Raw genomic sequence first — 18326 nt, forward strand, 5'->3', positions numbered from 1 at the left:
CGTGCGTATTGGGGTGGACATTGACGGTGTCGTTTCGGATAGCTATCCGTGTTGGCTTCAGGAACTGAACCAGTATTTTGGCAAGGACATTAAGACAATTACGGACTATGATATGTACAAATTGTTTGGGGTTCCTCGTGCCGCTATGAATGACTTTTTTGTGGGGAATGCGGAGAGACTGTTATTTATGCCTGATATTGTGATGGGGGCGAAGGAAGGGATTGAAACTCTGGTCGAAGAAGGGCATGAAATTATTTATGTAACCGCCCGTACCCCTGAAGAAAAGGATGTTACATTGCGCTGGCTTGCCAAACGGGGGATACCCCATGAGCACGTTCTTTTTTCCGGATTTAATAGTAAAGTGAGCTTAGTCCAAGAATGGGATATAGAAGCTTTTATCGAAGATTATCATGTGAATGCCGAACAGATCGCCAAAATTGGGGTTCCGGTTTTCCTGCTGACAGCGAGCTATAATCAAGGCTGTACAGGGCTTCCTGAAGCTGTCACGCGTTGTCAAAGCTGGCAGGATGTCGTGGAAGGAATCAGGAGGCTAAAGGGTATACAGGAAGGGTCGCAAGTGGCTGACAAAATAGATAAAATAAGCTGCGAGTAAAAACCGTTTGTGGTTTCTAAGTAATTACAAAATGAAAAAGCATTCTCTTTCACTAAGTAAAGTGAAGGAGGATGCTTTTGTTTCGTTGTTGCTGAGGCAATCGTAGGATGCTTAAAATCATACAAGCTTAGGGCAGCTTTTGATTAGTTCGACTGTTGCTCCAGCTTGTAAGATCAAATTAGCTGACTATGTCCAAGCCAACTTTATAGATATCTCCGGCTCCTAAAGTGAGAACGAGATCTTCAGGGGCGAGGGTTTGGGCGAGATAAACCTTGATATCGTCCAATGTTCCAATGTAGCGGGCTTGAATTCCCTGCTCTTGGATCAGCTCAGCCAGGGTAAGGGCAGAGATAGTTTGGTGTCCTTGTTCGCGTGCTGAGGCAAAGACATCAGCTATAACGACTTCGTCGGCGCTTTGAAAGGCCTGAGAAAACTCCTGAAGAAGTTTTTCTGTACGGCTGAAGGTATGGGGCTGGAAGACGGCGCGAATACGACGGTCGGGAAAGGACAGTCGGGCGCCTTCCAGGGTTGTGCGAATTTCAGTTGGATGATGTGCGTAATCATCGACAATAAGAGCTCCATTGGTATTGCTGCCGAGATGTTCAAAGCGTCGTTTTGTTCCGCTAAATTGGCTTAAGCTATGCAGGATGTCTTTTATGGGGATGCCAATTTCCGAGCAGACTGCAATCGTGGCTAAAGCATTGAGAATATTATGTCTGCCGGCAACATGCAGGTCCAGATCACCGACATACTCTCCCTTAAGCATGATTTTCATAGAACTCTGTTCGTCTCGGAAGAGAATTTCCGTAGCCCTGACATCCGCCGATTCGGAAAGACCAAACGTGGTTATCGGCGCAGATCCTTTAATAGCCTGACGATTTGGGTCTTCGGCCCAGATATAAATATGACCGTGATCCGGTACTTTCTGAGTAAGCTCGGCAAAAGCCGCGATAACGTCGTCAAGATCTTTGAAATAATCGGGGTGATCAAATTCGATATTCGTAATGATGAGATGCTCAGGTGAATAGTTAAGGAAGTGGCGCCGATATTCACAGGATTCCGCTACGAAAAATTCTCCGGCCCCGGAATGGGCATTCCCGCCAATGCTTGGGACATCGCTGCCTACGAGGATAGTCGGGTCAAATCCGGCGTGAAGCATGACAAGTCCCATCATAGCAGTCGTTGTCGTCTTGCCGTGGGTTCCGGACACTGAAATTCCCCGCTTCTTAGAAAGTAAGCGCCCGAGAAATTGAGGGTAGGTTAAAACAGGAATATTCAGCTCTAAAGCCCGGGCTATTTCCGGATGTTGATTTGTATAGGCAGCCGAGGCAACGACCAGGTCGGCTTTTTCCACGTTACTGGGGGAAAAACTTAGAACAGGAATTTGGGCACGCTTTAAAACACTATCCGTGAAAAAACTCTCTTCTACGTCTGAACCGGAAATTGTAGCTCCTTCGATTTGAGCGCTGATTTGAGCTAACGCGCTCATGCCTGTGCCCTTTATGCCAACAAAATGAATATGCAATGCCAAAACGTATCGTCCCTTCTATGTATAACTCTACCTCTCATTATACCCAAACTTATACAAAAAGGTATCATATTTATACAAGGAAAATTTTCCTAGCTTTTTTTGGGTGGAGGTTTTCTCTCATAACCTGTGACTATTGCCTGAAGGTGACTAAGGTTTTCCGTTAATGTCAGGTAAATGTGAATTGGAATCGTGGCCAGAAAGTAAATGGTAATAATGAATTTTATCCAACGCAGGCGCTGGAAGCCGCCTACTAATCTCCAAACCCAAATCAAATGCTCACCTTGCCAATAAGATGCCAGACCCAGAAGACTCGCCACTAAGAAAAGAAAGAGCCAGGAAAAATACATAAGGGTCTGTCCGCTGTTATATTTACGACCGGGTGGAGGGGATGAACGCAGGAAAAAGTAATAGGCTAAGAGTTTCGGAAATAGTTTAACATCATGAGCCTTCGGAATCAAGGATTTATCCTGTCGAAGGAAAGCATCGGCAAGGCGCAGAGCCGTAAATCCGAGGGCAAACCAATTAGAGATTACATGGACTTGAAATACATCACTATAGGTTACACTTAAAAATTTAGCGGGTTTATGCAGTTCTAAACCACTCAATAAGACTCCGGTAAGGCTAAAAGTGAAGCCCCAATGAAAAATTCTTGTTCCAATGGATTGGAAAAGGATAATTTCTCCCTTTACCTTGCCTTTCTGGAATTCTTTAGAGAGAGGTTTTCTAAGAGCAATTTTTCGCTTCCTCATTTATTACCATGTCCTCAATCATTAGATAGGAATTCTTAAAGCCCGGATTTTTTCACCGTCGATGATATGAACACTGCAGGAAAAGCATGGATCAAAAGAGCGAATGATTCTGCCCGCTTCTTTCAGGTCCTCTGACTTTACTTTCAGTCCAAGTAAGGCTGACTCTCCAACACTGCGGGTTCCCGATTCGTCCCGAGCACCAAAGTTAAAGGCTGAAGGGGTTATGATTTGATAATGTCTGACCCGCCCTTCTTTAATACTGACCCAATGTCCTAACAAGCCGCGCATGGCCTCATGGAGCCCGACACTGACCCCGGAGTTTTGCCCTATTTTACGATTAAGAGTTGCTGAACCAGGTTCCAGTCGATCCAACCAAATCTGGGTAGCTTGAGCAATTTTTTTGATTTCCAGGGATCGAGCCCATATTCGGGCGAGCGCACCGTAGCCTATGACTTTTTCTTTGTTGAGGATTGCCCGGGCTAAAGGGCCGACTTCGATAGCCTGACCGCGATAGCGCGGAGATTTGACCCAAGTATATCCTTTGCTTTGACTTTGATCGGGGACAGTATCCTCTTCTGTGGGATGCAAAGGTCCGTGAGGTTTGTACCAGGCGTGAGTCACATCTTCTGTCACATATTTCTCATTGAAGTTTTCCCGGTCTCCTCGAAGCACCACACCTTGAGAGAACAACCCAGTTCCTTCCGGGCTGAGAAATCCTCCGCTTGACATAAAATTGCCGCTGCCTTGACCAAGTTCTACGTAGTCGGGATAACGCTTGATAATTAAATCGACATCGGGCAGAAGAACATTATCGAGAAAGCTTAATACTTCCAGAATATAGCCGCGATAACGACTAACTTTGTCTGCATCAACGTCTGTACTTGCCCCTCCGGGAACGATGCCATGTCCGTGGGGCGCTTTGCCGCCAAAAACAGCAAAAGCCGCGTGGGCAGCCCGAGCAACTTCTATAGCTTTGAAATAATGCTCGGTCAGTGCAGTATTCTCTTGGTTGGATAATCGCAGATCAGATTCCGAATGGGGAATAAATGGAGCCAGATCAGGACCCCGAAAATAATCCGGCAAAGCGTATAAATATAAGTGACGAATATGGTTCTGAATAAAATCACTGGCTAGAATCAGATTCCGAATTAAAAGTCCATTAGAAGGAACTTGCATTCCTAAAGCTTTCTCTACAGCCAGAGCTGATGTAATAGCATGGGCGGAAGAACAGATCCCGCAAATACGTTGAGTATAATAGGGCATATCCATGGAGGAACGGCCGACTAAGATTTGTTCAAACCCCCGGTAGAGGGTATCCGAAATATAGGCATCTTTAATCTCTCCGTCTTCCAGCCAAGCTTCCAGCAACATGGGATTATGAATGCGGCTCACAGGAAAAATAGTCTTTTTCTCCAGAATGGTCACTCCTTGATTAAGGTTTCTTTACTCGATAGTGGTGAAAAGTTTTTACTTTTTTGAGAGTGAGCCGGTGTTTTTGACGGACAGTAGAATTCAGCATATTCCGCTGAATTCTCCCCTTGTAAAGTGAGGCTGCAGTGTGTCCCACAATTGCTGCGGAGGTCAAGCCTAAAACCCCAAGCCCGACGGAATCTGTGGTAACTTTTGTTCCGCCAGGTGAAGGAATATCCGGCGAATGAAGGGAGAATGGGGACATCAAGTCCGGAAAGCCCGGCTCTGTACAGCCAATGCAAGGGGTGTTGCAGCCAATAGGCCAGTTAAAGCGGTCGTTCCAGCGTCGAGTCGGACAATCGGCATAAGTAACGGGTCCTTTGCAGCCGACTCGATAAAGACATTCTTTTTGTCCGATGTCCGTGGCGAAAATTCCCTGATCGTAATAGTGCCGCCGTGGACATTGATTATGGATGGTTTCCCTGTAAAAAAGCTTTGGCCTTCCGTAGCCGTCCAGTTCCGGCTCGCCATATAAGGCCAGATGGAGCAGAGTTCCTATGATCCAATCCGGATGAGCGGGACACCCGGAAACATTAATAACCCTTCTCTCAGTTAGGATATTCTGTACCCCTGTAGCTTGAGCCGGATTGGGGTACCCGGAAGCAGGGCCGCCAAATGCCGCACAACTTCCAATGGCGACAATATATTTGGCTTTGATGCCCAGGCGTCGGATTAATTCAATACCCGTTATTAATTTGCCTTTCTCATAAGCGATGTGGTTGTAATGTCCCCTGCCACTTTGAATCATAGCCCCCTGTATAAGAAGAATGTATTCGTTAGGCAGTTTTTCGTAAGTTTCCTGGAGAATCTGGTAGACCTCATCACCTTGTACCTGATTCATGACCCAATCATAACGCCAATCAACAAGGTTTGAGAGAACATCGGAAAAGGCTGGGGTCCAGATATTATCCAGAGAGATGCTATCTCCGGTACAAGTGCCGGCTTCAATCATCACTACGGGAAGTTTCTTGACATCGCCTGCCGCAATTGCCTGGGCTAGAGGAGGGGTAATCAGTTGATAAAAATTGCCGAGAATAGCTCCCTTAAAAATTAATTTAAGAAAGTCTCGCCGGTTCAGCATAGCACACCCCCCTTGTGAGGGTATTATTTCCCAAAAATACAACTTACACTCGAATTTTTACGATTAGGATAAAAATTACTTTTTAACAGAAGAGCCATTCAAACTTCAGAAGACCTTCGCTTCGATTTTTTAGTTATGTAAAGCCGAAAGGCCTGGATTTAGGTTGCAAACTTGAAGAATTTTTCACAAGAGCACTGGGCAAATTAACCAATATGGTTTATAATAGCAGCACAGGATACAGCAACTTAACCTTAAGTTGTTCATATAGACACCCTTTTTCTCACTCTCTCCCTCTCCGTGAGGGATTTTTTTGTCTTGGCAAAAAGCTTTGGCTCAGGGCAGATCATTTATGAGCAAAAATCAGATTAGTTTGCTGACAGTGTTCATTTTAATTTAGTTAAGCAGAAACTACGAAGATTATTTCAATAAATTACCAAGATACTTTTTAACACATATTTGTAAATTTATGTTATAATGTGTCGAAAACAATTTTAGTTTTGTTACATGTAGTAAGCCCCCTTATCCTTCTGCCAATTGGCGGAAGGAGAGCTTTTAAGAATTTTGTCCCATTTTTTTATAGGGATTAAACCCTTTAATGGGGCATTGCGCAGAAGATCTCCGGACGCGGAGGTCTTCTTTTTAATTGTAAGCAACCGTACACATGGAAGCTGTATTTCATAGAATGTAAAAGTACCGCTTAATTAAGTCTGTTGCTTTAGAATACCATCTCTTCTGTCAACCTCATCAGGGAATGGTGGGGGTTCATGAAAAATCTAAAACTATCCGTATTTGGAATGGTTTTAAAATTTTATTTAGAAATTTTGTTGATTTTTTTCTTAACAAACTAATCAACTTGTGTTATACTATCCAAGTCGAATGAACTGCTCTCTATAAGGCAGAAAATGAGCTGTTGTTACAGTAACAGACTTATAATCGACGAATTAACATGCCGATGTGGCTCAGAGGTAGAGCAGCTCACTCGTAATGAGCAGGTCGTCGGTTCGATTCCGACCATCGGCTCCACTGGAACACTACTCCCGCAAGAGATTGCGGGATTTTGTGTTTTATGGGAATAAGGTTAAAAACCTAAAAAGGTGCCAATTCGGTGCCCAAACGTACAACACCATACTTTGTGCCACAAAACAAACATCCCCAGATAAGCTTCTGGGGATTAATTGTTACGCATATTTAGGCCAAGTTTCGCTTAGGAAAAGCAATGATTTTGGCATTCGAGGGTGTTACTGGAACTGCATCTGGATTTGGATCTGGTTCGGGATTCTTTGGTTTTTCGGTAGGAATTAAAGCATTTTCGATAGCGCTTGCTGCCTCGTCCTTCATGCTTGCGTAAACATGACCGTAAAGTCGTTTCGAGGTGGCAGGATCGGCGTGGCCAGCTCTACGCGCAATCTCATTATCGGGGACTTTATTAGCAATCATGATTGTAATATTAGTATGACGTAAATCGTGAAGGCGTATCTTTGGTAGTTTATATTTTATAAGAAATTTCCGAAACCAACTTGAAATGGTATCCGGAAACATTGGTTTACCATCATCCTGGCAAAATACTAAATCGTTGTCGACATAATCATCGCCCAATTCATCCCTCAACTTTTGCTGATTTTCCAAATGAATGCGCAAAGCATCCATAACTAAGGCGGGAACTTTAATATCTCTTATCCCTTTCTTGCTTTTCGTCCCTTTAATGAAGATGCCTTTTTTCTTTGTATATTGGACAGTTTGTCTGATCTTAAGGACATTTTTTTCCCAGTCTATGTCTTCTCTCCTGAGGCCGATGGTTTCACCACGACGAGTACCACCGTAAACTGAAATTAACACCATGGCATATTTCTTAATTGGTTCGTTTTTTGCGCACTCCAACATTTCAATTGCTTGTTCTGGCTCATAGAACGATGCGACATCAGAATTAGGACGTTCAGGGCTTTCCACAAAGTCAGCTGGGTTCTCCTTAATAAGTTTCCATTTAGCAGCTGTCTTCAATGCTTTATGAAGAATGCAATGCTGTTTAAATACACTTGACTCATCCAGACCGCCGGGCTTACCATCTTTTCTTCCTTCAGTTCTTAGGTAGTTATAGTATTCTTGCAAATTAAGAGGAGATAATTTATCGAGTAGGATATGTCCAAGTCGAGGCTTTGTGTGAATTTCGAACATTTTCTCATAAAAGGCGTACGTTCTTTCGCTAAATTTACCATTAAGTAATTTAGGCGAACAATACTCCTTTAGCCATTTATCCAGGTAATCACTAAATCTCAAATTGGATGGCTCAATATAAGTTCCATTCTTAAGTTCGGAAATCATTCGATCGAGCTCTCCTTCTGCTTTACGCTTTCCGCCGTGAAATACCTTTTTTATTCGGCCCCGGCCACCTTCTGCATTTCGGCCGATTTCAATAATGATATTAAAATGGTTTTTCTTAATTTCTTCTACATGTCCTGAATACATTTTGATTTCACCTTATATTGGGGGCTCAAAAAGTAAAAACCCCACACCTCTCCTATGAGAAATGTGGGGCTCGGAGGCCCTCTATAAATTCTATTGGCGCTCTGGGTCTCTCACCGATCAGGAAACCGGCACTGGTCCTCTGGCACTCTTTAAATTAGATTAACATGTTTTTGTAAATACGTAAAGGAATTTAGTTTAATAGGAGGTTTTCTGAATAGGAGTAAGAGATGATTTCCTTATGAGATGTTTCCAAATATCCTTTTTCCTTGTGGGAAAAATCGGATATTTGGGTAGCACTAAAACCCTTAAAAAATTCTGAAACAGTCGTTAATATTTCTAATTCTTCAGGAGTAAAAACAGAAAGGTTTGGAAGATTGGATGGTGTTATTATTTCTCCCCCATATGGACCTTCCAGTGGTTCGGTATCAACAATATTAGACATTAATAAGCAACTATGAACAAATTCGTGATTATAAGGAACAGGGCCGTAGTAATGATGCACATAGGGCATACCAACAATTTGTTTACCATAACGTTTGGTCGATAAAAAATCAGCATAGAACAGAAGCTTTTGTAGCTTTGTTTTTAGAAGCCTATCATGATAAGCAAAAAATAAAACGGCGTTTGCAAGTTTTTCAAAATCAAATTCAGTATCAACGATACCATCTTTTAAAAAGGCTCGGAACATCTTATTTAATTCTTCAACAGGATCGAATGAGTGCGTTTCTCGATGCGATAAGTCCTGTTCAATTAATGTTGTTAACTTTATTAGCTCCCTTTCACTAAGCTTATCTTCATTTTGGCTCAATAATCTTTTAACATAACCAGGATCATCTCTGAGTTGAAGTAGCTGATCATGATGTGCTTTATTAGGTATTGCACCATTTTCATATCTGACTAAAGTTGCTTGACTCCAACCGAGCAGAGTAGCCACCAAGCGACCGGAACCATAACGACTCCTTATTTCGCGTATTTCAGAAGGAGACAGTAAATTGTGCTTTTTCCGGTATTCGCTAAATGCTCTTTCCAGATTAGCATCATCTAACTCTGGATCGAATAATTCTTCTTGGCATACAGAGCAAATAAGAACATCAGAAACAACTTCAATTGAATCTCCTCTTACCGGAAAACTTTCCCCTTTTTGAATCAAGTTTGTCTCTTGTTCACAATCACAGACGTGGCAGTATTTTTTCATTGATATCCCCCCATTAGTTTTATCTATCCTTATAGGGCAAACTTGTGGGCCCACTTGATGGATGAAAACTAAGGCATACACAGCCTCTTTGATCAATTTTGATTTTTATATAAGCTAGATTAGTATCAATCTCTTTAATGAACTCCCAAACTATATCGGATAGTCTATCTATATCAGGGATTGGCCCACGATCATATTGACGATAAGTTAGCTCAAGCAATTCTGATTTAGCTAATTTTTGCGTAATACCTAATAAGGCCAACCCATCAAGATTCTTTTTTCTAGGAATGAAATCATATTTGCCTTTTCTAATAAGGGACTTAGCATTTTCTAAGAATTGATTAATTTCTTCGATACTAGCTATCTGCAAAATTTTTTCTCTCCTCTGTCTATAGTATATACCAAAATGCTATCATTTAGTAGCATTAAGAGGCGACAAACAAAGAATATAATGGCTAAAGAAATACCTTATTTAAAGTTTCAAGACGATTTTTTTCGCAATATGTCGAAATGCATAATTAGTAATAGAAGCTACTCCTGAAAATATCAGAGTAGCTTCTTACTCAATTAATTTTTTTAAGCTGATTAATTCTTCCGGGATTCCGTGACGAGCGGCAATTTCATAAATTGACCGTGATCTATTTTCATAAGCGCGGAAAGTCACATCTGGCATAAGTAACTCGACGGCGAACTCATTTGCTTCCCTCTCAATTCGCTGCACGGAAAATAAGGTATTAGATCTCAGAAACGGAGTATTAACCTTGGGGTGTAGGATGGCGTGTCCTAGCTCATGGGCACAAACGAACCTCTGCCAGATACTATTTAAACTGCTGTTAATATGAATGAAGTTAATGCGTTTATAGGTACTATAATAGCCTAATGTACTCCCCAACGGTTCGTATATAATGTTTATATTTTTGGCCTCTGCAATTTTGCGGGGGTCGTTAGTTTTATAGCGTCTAATTAGCTTGTCCGCTGCCATCTTAGTTCTACTTATGGCAATCCCCTCCCTAAATTACCCACTTTTTAATTTTACTTTCTCAAAAGACATTTGTTCGTAAAATTCACTAAATTAGATTTAGTCTTTATCTAGTAGATGAGGTAATAGGAAATCCTAAAGCCTCATCTATTTGTGTTTGTTCGGGGTAAATTTTTTCTTAGCGAGTTGTTTGGCCATGCGCATTGAGTGTTCTAATGATAATTTCATGAGTTCTTTAGTTTCTTCATCAAGGGGTTCGCCGTCAAAGGCTAATGCTTCGTTACTTTCTAGGTCGGAAAGGATTTTGTTCAGGTCTTTGGCAAGGTCACGTTCTTCTTTGGGGGATAGAGTGGCGTTATATGGGGGATGGGCTTCTTTAAGGAATTCAAGGCGACCAGGGGGCAGAGTATTTAGGTAACTGACCTTGGGGTCATCTGAGCGCCCAAGAAGATAATCAGTAGTAGTTTCATATAATTCGGCCAGAATAGCTAATGTTTCAAGATCGGGTTCGCTGACTCCATTTTCATATCCCGATAAAGTTTTATGATTAATATTTGTTCTTTTCATAACTTGCATTTGTGTTAGATTTTTTTGGGCCCGAGCTTTCTTGAGTCTTATACAAATTGAATCCGCCATAAGATCACCTCACATCCATATAATAGCATTATTCTTAGGTTTAAAGAATAATGTCTTAGAAACTTAGAAATATGTCTTGACATCTTAGACTTTAAGAGTATAATCAAATTATAATATCTTAGAAACTAAGAACGAAGGGTGGTGAGTAACTTGGTAATTTACGAGAAAATTAGGCAATATCGAATAAGCAAGGGCATAACTCAAGTATGGGTTGCTAAGCGATTAGGGATTTCGCCTAAGACTTTAAATGGAATCGAATTAGGTAGGCAGAAGTTGACTACGGAGATGCTAGAAGCTATTTGTAAAAAGGCTTTTGAGGTAGAACCAGCAATTTTTTTTACCGACGAACTCTTAGAAACTAAGAGTTGATTAATAAAATAAATCTATTGATTTTTAACCACTACACACTTCGACACCAAAAGAGGATAATCCTGTAAAATCTAAAGTTTTAAATGATTTCAGCGCAGTGAAAATGTGAACAAGGAGGGATGATTACTAATGAACCAGATCCGCTGTCCACACTGCGGCCGGAAACTTGCTGAATTTAGCCTACGCGGATCTTTGGTTTTCAGAACAAAATGTCCAAAGTGTAACCGCCTAGTAGAGGTCAGGATGAAAGGAGAATGATGATGGAAAAAGAGTTATCTCAAGTAACTGAGGAAGAAGTGAAGAACGCTCCTATAAGGAATATTACTCCAGTTTTGCTTTACCCTTATGAAGTAGCTGAAATGATGAAAATAAGCCAATGGTCGGTATATGAACTTGTTAAACGTAATAAATTATCGGCCACAAAAATAGGACGCGGTATCCGCATCTCTATGCAGTCGGTCATGGAGTTTATTAATTCAGGTGGGGTAAGTGTTTTGACGGGAAAAGAGGCCTGAAATTTCTTCAGCGCCAACTTCTAAAAACAAAGGGAAGGGAGGTTCAGGAGGATGTTTAAGGGATACTGCTTTATTGAAAAGGATGGAGCATATTGTCCGCCAGTTGAGCTCAAGGATGCAAATGAAGTATTCTCCTATGTTGATTTGCAAAAGAAGCTCTTTCCGGAAGTAAGAATCACCGATAATGGAGATTTCTGTGTTGTACATGCGGTAAATGGGAAGATCGTATTTCCGCCTGAATGGGTAAGGTTAGAAAAGCTCAACGAAGGGGTTGGGGCAAATGCTAAGACTAATTCGTAAAATCCTTCTAAAGTCAAACCATATTAAGCGAGTGGTATTCGCTTATCAAGTTAAGCAACACGACCAACGTTACCACTCAAACTGGGAATTAATCATGCGGGGCCAAGCTGTCCGGGACATGGAGACAGAAAAGCCGGAGCCACCACTATATCTAGATTCAATTAATTGGGGGAGGTAAATGTAATGGAAAATCTTCTGAAGAGAGAAACCCGTGAAAGGCTTCAGGCCTTGGTTCAAAATCCTAACTTTATAGGGACGGTTGAAATCTCAGACACCAAATATCTTCACGCATCAAAAAAAGGCGAGCCGACATTCCGAGTAAAGATAAACATTCATGATGATGGATCTAATACTTTTTCCCTGCTAGCTGAATTATTCCCTGATATGGAGGTTTTCAATATTAGGCCTTATGAAACAGATATGGGGAGCTACTATATATTCGGAAGTACGGCCGAAGGAAGAATTGAGAAAGCTACGGTAGATATTTGGTCAAGACATGAGGAAAGAGAAAAGGCCTCTGCGCCAACAGAGACCCAAGTGAAAAATATTCAATCTAATTATACTACTGAAAGCGAGGCTGTTGCAAATGCATGAACAATTAATTGCCGATTTGATGGCTCTAAAACAATCAATAGTGAGAGCAAATAACGATGTTTATACTGCAGCCCATGAGCTTATAGTTGCCAAAGATGCTCTCCGTGCCAAGGAAGATTCTGTTACCGTGGAAGGCCTTATTGATGGAAAAAACGCTGAGATTAGAGCGTCCCAACTGCGCCAATATACAGTTATCGAACGCCAGGAAGTAGCTGAAGCCGAGGATTATCTTGAAAATGCAAAGACAACCCTTAGTAATCTTAGGACGGAATTGCAGATTAATTTGGCTCTGGTGGAGCTGGTCAAGGGGGTAGCCTGATGGAAAACCAACTAGCGGCATTTCAACTGCCAGATATCAAACGGGTAAATGATTCTTTTGCACAGCTTGAGCGTGTTGAGGCCATGATAAATGTCACTAAAGATTTGTATCAAATCTCTTTTCCTAAAGAAGATAAACCTGCCGAATACGGCATAATGGCTCCCGGATACGCCAAGATGAACCAAGTTGCGAATGTTTCCTTCACTAATATTCAAGTCTTAGAAAACACCAAAGATGTCGTTAGCGCAATGGTTGAGGGAGTTTATTACAACGCTTCAGGTGAACGAGTGGAGGAGACTGATGTTGTTACTCTTAATTTCCCCCTACTCCATGAAGCAATGAGGCTCAAGGCTAAGGATTTAAAAGGCCATTATGTTTGGGAGAAAAAGGAGAAGAAATGGGTTAATTATCAAGAAGCAAAAAGTGAGATTATCTATCAAGATGGAAGACCGGTATTCACCCTCAAATTAGATCCGGAAATTGAAATGGATATCTACCAAAAAGTCCTTCACCTTCGAGAAATGGGGATAAAGAAGGCTATTACCGTGGCTAAAAACCGGATCATTAAGAGAGCTACTGGAGTATTCAAGGTCGAAGTCCCTCTCGCGATGCACACGGTAACTAAGGAAGACAATAAAACTAAGGCTGTGCTGAAGGATGAAATTTATATCCCTGTAGTAGGATACCGATCTCCTGCGACAAATTCACAGGTCCAAGCAGCCATTAAACAACTCTTTGGAGGCAAACAAAAGATTAAAGATGTAACACCTACTATGACACACGACATTCAAGAGGATGTCCTTGGGGAAATGGATGTTAATGCTCATGTGGATTCTGATCTTGATGAAATTATTCGTGGCGAAGAACCCCAAGAGGATTATCCGGAGGAATTAGAACAGGAACCAATCATAAATTGTGAAGGCGACGAATGCGGAAGGGTGATCGAATCCACTGAGAAATTTACGGCTGAAGCAATAGCGGGATTCTCTAAAAAGAAATACGGGAAAATCCTTTGCCTTGACTGCCAGAAAAAAGCGGCGAAGAAAGGGGTTAGGCAATGAGGATTTTACATTTAGGCGATGTCCACCTTGGTTCTGGCCTCCAGTATGGCAAAGATGATGAAAGTGGTATGAATACCAGGCTCAGAGATTGGCTTGAAACAATGGTCAAAATTAAGGAATTAGCGTTCAAGCAAAATGTTGATGCAGTTACTTTCTCCGGGGATGCTTTTAAAGATCGTAAACCTACTCCACAATTACTTAGCTATTTTATTGATTGGCTCAAATCATTTGAACAAATACCAGTTGTTATGATCGTTGGAAATCATGATCTGAATGGTGACGGAAGTATTGGTCCGGTAGATTTAATTGGAAGCTTATCGCTCGCATATGTGAGCAACAGTCCAGAGATCCTTAATGTACCTACCAAGTCGGGCATTCTTCAAGTTGTCACGATGCCAACCTTTAGTAAATCAACCTTTCTTCAGAATGATGAATTTAAAAGTCTCCCTATTGATGAACTAAATGCTCTAATGGCCCAAAAAGCTGGAGATGTGATCAGATACCTCGCTGATCAATTAAACCCTAACGAAAAGTCAATCTTAGCCCTACATGGAACGGTTGCAGGTTCTGTTAACGGTAGTGAGCGTTCCATGATGATGGCACAAGAACCTATCTTCGCCCTTCAAGATGTAGCACTTCCAAAGTTTGATTATGTGGCTCTAGCGCACGTACACAGGCACCAAGTGCTTCCGACACTACCAGGTCAACCGCCAGTCGTTTATTCTGGATCAATTGAACGCGTTGACTTTGGGGAAATGGAACCGAAGGGTGTAGTGATCGCAGACCTTGAAACTCATAGTTGGGAATTCGTAGATTTAAATACACGACTATTCGATGAAGTAGATTTGAATCCTGAGGAAATACCGGATGTTTCGGGTAAGGTTGTGAAGGCCAAAATTAAAACGGATATCGAAACAGCCAAAATGCTGAGTGCGGCCCAAATAACAAAACAACTCTATGCCAATGGAGCCAGTTTTGTGGCAGGGGTACAAATCGAAGTCGAACGGGAGACCAGGGCCAGAGATGCAGAGATGACCGAACACATGTCTATTCCTGAAGCTATCGGAAGATATTTTGAACAACAACCGGATCTGGCGGAACGGAAAGAACGGCTGATGGCGAAGGTAGCAGAACTGGAGGTAGTAGCATGAGGCCATTAACGATGGACCTAAGTAACTTCAGATCCTATTTAAGTGAATCGATTGAACTTACAGCCCTGAAAGTAGCCCTCATTAATGGGCGGAATGGATATGGAAAATCCACCTTGATTGATGCAATAACCTTCCCGCTGTTTGGTAGGGGATCTGCTGATAAAATTGATGATTACGTAACTCTTGGAAGGACCGATATGTCGGCAACATTGAGCTTTGAACTTGGGGGAAATACATATCGGGTTATTAGGGGAAGGACAACAAATGGGCGAGGCAAGTCCAATCTAGAATTGCAGCAACTCATTGATGGAGAATGGGTGAGTAAATCCGGAGCCACAGCTCCCGAAACTGAAGATCGAATTAAGAAGCTACTCCGGATGGATTATGAAGGTTTTATAGCATCGGCTTTTGTAGTCCAAGGTGAGGCAGATAAATTCTCCAAACAGAAGCCGGCGGAACGGAAGGAAACTCTTGCTAATATCCTTGGATTGGATGCATATTCGGACCTCGAAGCTCAAGCCAAAGAGAAGGCTAAGGGTATAGATATTGACTTGAAGTTAGTTAATAGCCAAGTTCAAGATCTGGAATCACGAACTTTTGGCAAATCTCTCTTGGAAGAAAAATTGGCTGAAGATATTACCGAGTGTTCAAAGATCGAAGGCCTTGTTAAAGAAAAGGAAAACGATCTTAATCAACTCATTGAGAAAAGGGCTAGGCTTCAGACAAGTGAACTTAGGGCTAAGGATATTGACAATCAAATAGTCGGGATTCAAAAGGAGACTCAGGGTTTCAGGAATCAAATATCAATCCTTGAGAAAAAAATCACTGAGGCCGGCGACCTTAAAAGTCAGGTACCAGCCTTTGAAAAACGAATTTCAGATGCGGAAAAACTTACAGCGAACAAAGACAAGATTCTCGAAAATGCAGAAGAGGCAAAGAGAATACGCGATCGCATTTCGGAGCTGGATAATACCGCTGCTTCCCATTCCGAATTACAACTGGAACGAAGTAAAGTTCAAAACGAAGCAACAAAAATTGAAGGTATGATCCGCCAAGAAAAAAGCAAAGTTGAGTCTAATATCCAAAATATTAACCTTCAAATTAAGAATGCAACTCAACAAGCCCAACCCCTTGAAGGACTTAATTGCCAAAATCCTACCTGTCAATTAATTATAGGGGCTGTGGAAGCCAGGGATAAACTCCCCGAATTAAACGAGCAGTTAGCCGCAGAGAAAACCAAATTGGAGAGCGAAAGTTACGCCCTGGAATTATGGAAACAGAAAGATGATCTAACTTCAAAACTAATGGAGATAGATATACAAATCGAAGTTCTGGATTACGACCCCAAGGATCACCAAAGTCTAAAAGCAAAGCTGATTGATTTAGAGCGGTATGAGCGACTAGTACCATCTTTGGAAACCGCAGAGGAAACTAAGAGGCTAGCTCAGGAACAAATTGATCAGATTCACAAAACTATTATAGAGAAGCAGGATTCTCTAAAAGAGCAAATTGGGCAGCTTAACAATTCAATTAAGGAAAAACAGGATTCTATAACTGGGTTGGAATTGAACAGAATTTCTCTGGAAGATGAAGCCAAAGAAGCTACTGAGGTTTCGCAAAGTATTACGAATATCGAGTCAGTGATTCATTTCTTGAGAGACAAAATAGGAATCATTCAGTCTGCTATGGGTGCCACTAAAAAATCACTTGAAGAAATTTCACAATTAGAAATTAAGTTAAAAGAGTTGAGAACTCAGCAGAATGAATTAGCTGCAGATCTTAGGGATTGGATTGATATTACTAAGGCTTGTGGTAAAAATGGTATCCAGGCAGTGATTGTTGAAAACTCCATACCAGAGATCGAACGAGAGGCAAATAATCTCTTGGCCAGGATGTCAAACGGGAGATTCTCTTTAGAGCTTATAACTCAAAAGCCTAGTAAAACGGCTAAAGTCACTGAAACTCTTGATATTAAAATCTCTGACTCTGGATTAGGTATCAGGCCTTACGAAACCTATTCCGGCGCCGAAAAGATGATGATCGACCTAGCGATACGGATCTCCTTAAGTAAGTTATTGACCAGAAGGGCAGGGGCTACAATTCGGACTCTGGTTTTAGATGAAACAAGCTCTGCTTTGGATGCACAGAATAGGAGCCAATTCTTGCAAATAGTTAACACACTTAAAGAGGACTTTGACTTAATACTGGTCATTAGCCACCAAGAGGACGTACAAGACGCATTTGATCAAAGGATTGAAATTTACCGCACAGACGAAGGATCTAAGGCTAGGGTGATAGCATGAGGCTTCCGCAACCAGGTGATTTCGTCCGCACATCGTTAGGGCATGGTTTTATCAAAGAACGATGCGGCAGCATCTATTTAGTTGAGCATGGTGATTGCCGGTTTGCGTTTAGGGCTGATGAAATCACAGTCTTACAGACAAGAGAGGATCGGCAGAAAAACGGTCCTCTCAAACCTCGAAATATGAAATAAGGAGTGTTCACTATGAGTATTGAAGCTGCCATTAAAAGCGTGGTCGACGAGAAAATGAATGACGGAACTATTGAGCGCTTAGTATCAGAGAATCTTGAAAAAGGTATCAATAGTTCTCTCGAAAAACTTCTCGGAAAGTATGGCGATATTACGGAAATCATCGAGAAGAAAATCAAGGAAGTCATGGTTGGCCAATTATCTTCTTATGATTATTCAAAATATATTGTACGGCTCGATGCTATGTTAACCGAAATCCTCAAGAGAACTGCCTTAGATAATAAAAAAATACTTGAGAATTTCAAGGAATTAATGGTTGATCGAGACATACCAAAAGTCGTTAAGTTATCGGATATCTTTGAGGAATGGAAACGTCATGTTGCCAGAAAAGTTGACACCAGCAAACTGGAAATTGATTATAACGATGGAGTTGCTTACGAGTGTGTAACCGTAACAATGGATGTTGAACGCGAAGAGGAACGTTCTTGGTCTAGTTCGATTTTTAAATATGCGAAGGCAATTTTCGAGTGCGAAAATGACGATGAACTAAATTTTGAAATTAGGCTTTGTAAATATAGAGAATATCCTTGGTCGTTATCCGTAGAAATTGACGACTCAATTAGGTCGTTAAGGTATTTAGATGATTTTAAAATTTACCTTCTTCAGCTTAAGCAAGCAGACGTAAAAATTGAGATTGATGAAGAGGACTTAAGTGACGAGGTTAAGCCCAATAAAGAGCCCGAGGCATCCTTTAGTTAAGGTAATTAAGGTTTTCACATATTTTTTATCTGACAGTGGGACAAGCATTC

At 41.5% G+C, this 18326-nt stretch carries 20 protein-coding genes and 1 tRNA gene; 12 read left to right on the forward strand and 9 right to left on the reverse strand.

What is annotated here, in order from left to right:
* Position 1: 1 nt before the first annotated feature.
* The gene (locus REC12_RS11070) at positions 2-613 is read left to right on the forward strand and encodes a 5' nucleotidase, NT5C type (protein WP_308894391.1); all 612 of its coding nucleotides are present in this window, start codon (positions 2-4) and stop codon (positions 611-613) included.
* Between the two features lie 178 nt (positions 614-791).
* On the opposite strand, the gene murC is transcribed toward REC12_RS11070, so the two are convergent.
* From murC to REC12_RS11090, 4 genes are all read right to left on the reverse strand, one after another.
* Positions 792-2144: a UDP-N-acetylmuramate--L-alanine ligase gene (murC, locus tag REC12_RS11075; protein WP_308894392.1), complete on the reverse strand. Its 1353-nt coding sequence runs from the start codon at positions 2142-2144 to the stop codon at positions 792-794.
* Between the two features lie 89 nt (positions 2145-2233).
* Positions 2234-2893 (reverse strand): cytochrome b/b6 domain-containing protein, encoded by a 660-nt coding sequence (locus REC12_RS11080; protein ID WP_308894393.1) that lies wholly within the window; start codon positions 2891-2893, stop codon positions 2234-2236.
* 21 nt (positions 2894-2914) lie between these two features.
* Complete coding sequence (locus tag REC12_RS11085; RefSeq protein ID WP_308894395.1) at positions 2915-4318, reverse strand: nickel-dependent hydrogenase large subunit; 1404 nt, start codon at positions 4316-4318, stop codon at positions 2915-2917.
* Between the two features lie 7 nt (positions 4319-4325).
* Entirely contained in the window at positions 4326-5444 is a 1119-nt protein-coding gene (locus REC12_RS11090; protein WP_308894397.1) for a hydrogenase small subunit, read from the reverse strand.
* Between the two features lie 948 nt (positions 5445-6392).
* Here REC12_RS11090 and REC12_RS11095 point away from each other — a divergent pair.
* Positions 6393-6467, forward strand: a tRNA-Thr gene (locus REC12_RS11095).
* A 165-nt stretch (positions 6468-6632) separates the two neighbouring features.
* On the opposite strand, the gene REC12_RS11100 is transcribed toward REC12_RS11095, so the two are convergent.
* From REC12_RS11100 to REC12_RS11120, 5 genes are all read right to left on the reverse strand, one after another.
* Positions 6633-7907 carry a tyrosine-type recombinase/integrase gene (locus REC12_RS11100; protein WP_308894399.1) on the reverse strand — a complete coding sequence of 425 codons (1275 nt, stop codon included), beginning with the start codon at positions 7905-7907 and terminating at the stop codon, positions 6633-6635.
* Positions 7908-8097: 190 nt separating this feature from the next.
* Positions 8098-9102 (reverse strand): type II TA system antitoxin MqsA family protein, encoded by a 1005-nt coding sequence (locus tag REC12_RS11105; protein ID WP_308894400.1) that lies wholly within the window; start codon positions 9100-9102, stop codon positions 8098-8100.
* 19 nt (positions 9103-9121) lie between these two features.
* The gene (locus REC12_RS11110; protein ID WP_308894402.1) at positions 9122-9472 is read right to left on the reverse strand and encodes a hypothetical protein; all 351 of its coding nucleotides are present in this window, start codon (positions 9470-9472) and stop codon (positions 9122-9124) included.
* A 189-nt stretch (positions 9473-9661) separates the two neighbouring features.
* Positions 9662-10084: an ImmA/IrrE family metallo-endopeptidase gene (locus REC12_RS11115; protein WP_308894404.1), complete on the reverse strand. Its 423-nt coding sequence runs from the start codon at positions 10082-10084 to the stop codon at positions 9662-9664.
* A 144-nt stretch (positions 10085-10228) separates the two neighbouring features.
* Complete coding sequence (locus REC12_RS11120; RefSeq protein ID WP_308894406.1) at positions 10229-10717, reverse strand: helix-turn-helix domain-containing protein; 489 nt, start codon at positions 10715-10717, stop codon at positions 10229-10231.
* 141 nt (positions 10718-10858) lie between these two features.
* On the opposite strand from REC12_RS11120, the gene REC12_RS26475 reads away from it, so the two are divergent.
* The 10 genes from REC12_RS26475 to REC12_RS11165 all read left to right on the forward strand — a co-directional run bounded on the left by REC12_RS26475 (position 10859) and on the right by REC12_RS11165 (position 18276).
* Positions 10859-11086, forward strand: a complete 228-nt coding sequence (locus tag REC12_RS26475) for a helix-turn-helix domain-containing protein (RefSeq protein WP_374214199.1) — start codon at positions 10859-10861, stop codon at positions 11084-11086.
* A gap of 254 nt (positions 11087-11340) precedes the next feature.
* Entirely contained in the window at positions 11341-11601 is a 261-nt protein-coding gene (locus REC12_RS11125) for a helix-turn-helix domain-containing protein (RefSeq protein ID WP_308894407.1), read from the forward strand.
* A gap of 51 nt (positions 11602-11652) precedes the next feature.
* Complete coding sequence (locus REC12_RS11130) at positions 11653-11901, forward strand: hypothetical protein (protein ID WP_308894408.1); 249 nt, start codon at positions 11653-11655, stop codon at positions 11899-11901.
* A 183-nt stretch (positions 11902-12084) separates the two neighbouring features.
* Positions 12085-12495, forward strand: coding sequence for a hypothetical protein (locus tag REC12_RS11135; RefSeq protein ID WP_308894410.1), 411 nt, complete (start codon positions 12085-12087; stop codon positions 12493-12495).
* Positions 12488-12814 (forward strand): hypothetical protein, encoded by a 327-nt coding sequence (locus REC12_RS11140; RefSeq protein WP_308894412.1) that lies wholly within the window; start codon positions 12488-12490, stop codon positions 12812-12814. Before REC12_RS11135 ends, REC12_RS11140 begins: the two co-directional genes overlap by 8 nt.
* On the forward strand, positions 12814-13875 hold the full coding sequence (locus REC12_RS11145; RefSeq protein WP_308894413.1) for a hypothetical protein: 1062 nt from the start codon (positions 12814-12816) through the stop codon (positions 13873-13875). Before REC12_RS11140 ends, REC12_RS11145 begins: the two co-directional genes overlap by 1 nt.
* Positions 13872-15026 carry a metallophosphoesterase family protein gene (locus REC12_RS11150; protein WP_308894414.1) on the forward strand — a complete coding sequence of 385 codons (1155 nt, stop codon included), beginning with the start codon at positions 13872-13874 and terminating at the stop codon, positions 15024-15026. Before REC12_RS11145 ends, REC12_RS11150 begins: the two co-directional genes overlap by 4 nt.
* Complete coding sequence (locus REC12_RS11155; protein WP_308894417.1) at positions 15023-17329, forward strand: AAA family ATPase; 2307 nt, start codon at positions 15023-15025, stop codon at positions 17327-17329. The genes REC12_RS11150 and REC12_RS11155 overlap by 4 nt, the downstream gene beginning before the upstream one ends.
* Positions 17326-17520 (forward strand): hypothetical protein, encoded by a 195-nt coding sequence (locus tag REC12_RS11160; protein ID WP_308894419.1) that lies wholly within the window; start codon positions 17326-17328, stop codon positions 17518-17520. The genes REC12_RS11155 and REC12_RS11160 overlap by 4 nt, the downstream gene beginning before the upstream one ends.
* Before the next feature lie 12 nt (positions 17521-17532).
* Positions 17533-18276, forward strand: a complete 744-nt coding sequence (locus REC12_RS11165; RefSeq protein WP_308894421.1) for a hypothetical protein — start codon at positions 17533-17535, stop codon at positions 18274-18276.
* Positions 18277-18326: the final 50 nt, after the last annotated feature.

This window comes from Candidatus Desulfosporosinus nitrosoreducens (genome assembly GCF_030954495.1).
GTDB classification, from domain to species: domain Bacteria; phylum Bacillota; class Desulfitobacteriia; order Desulfitobacteriales; family Desulfitobacteriaceae; genus Desulfosporosinus; species Desulfosporosinus nitrosoreducens.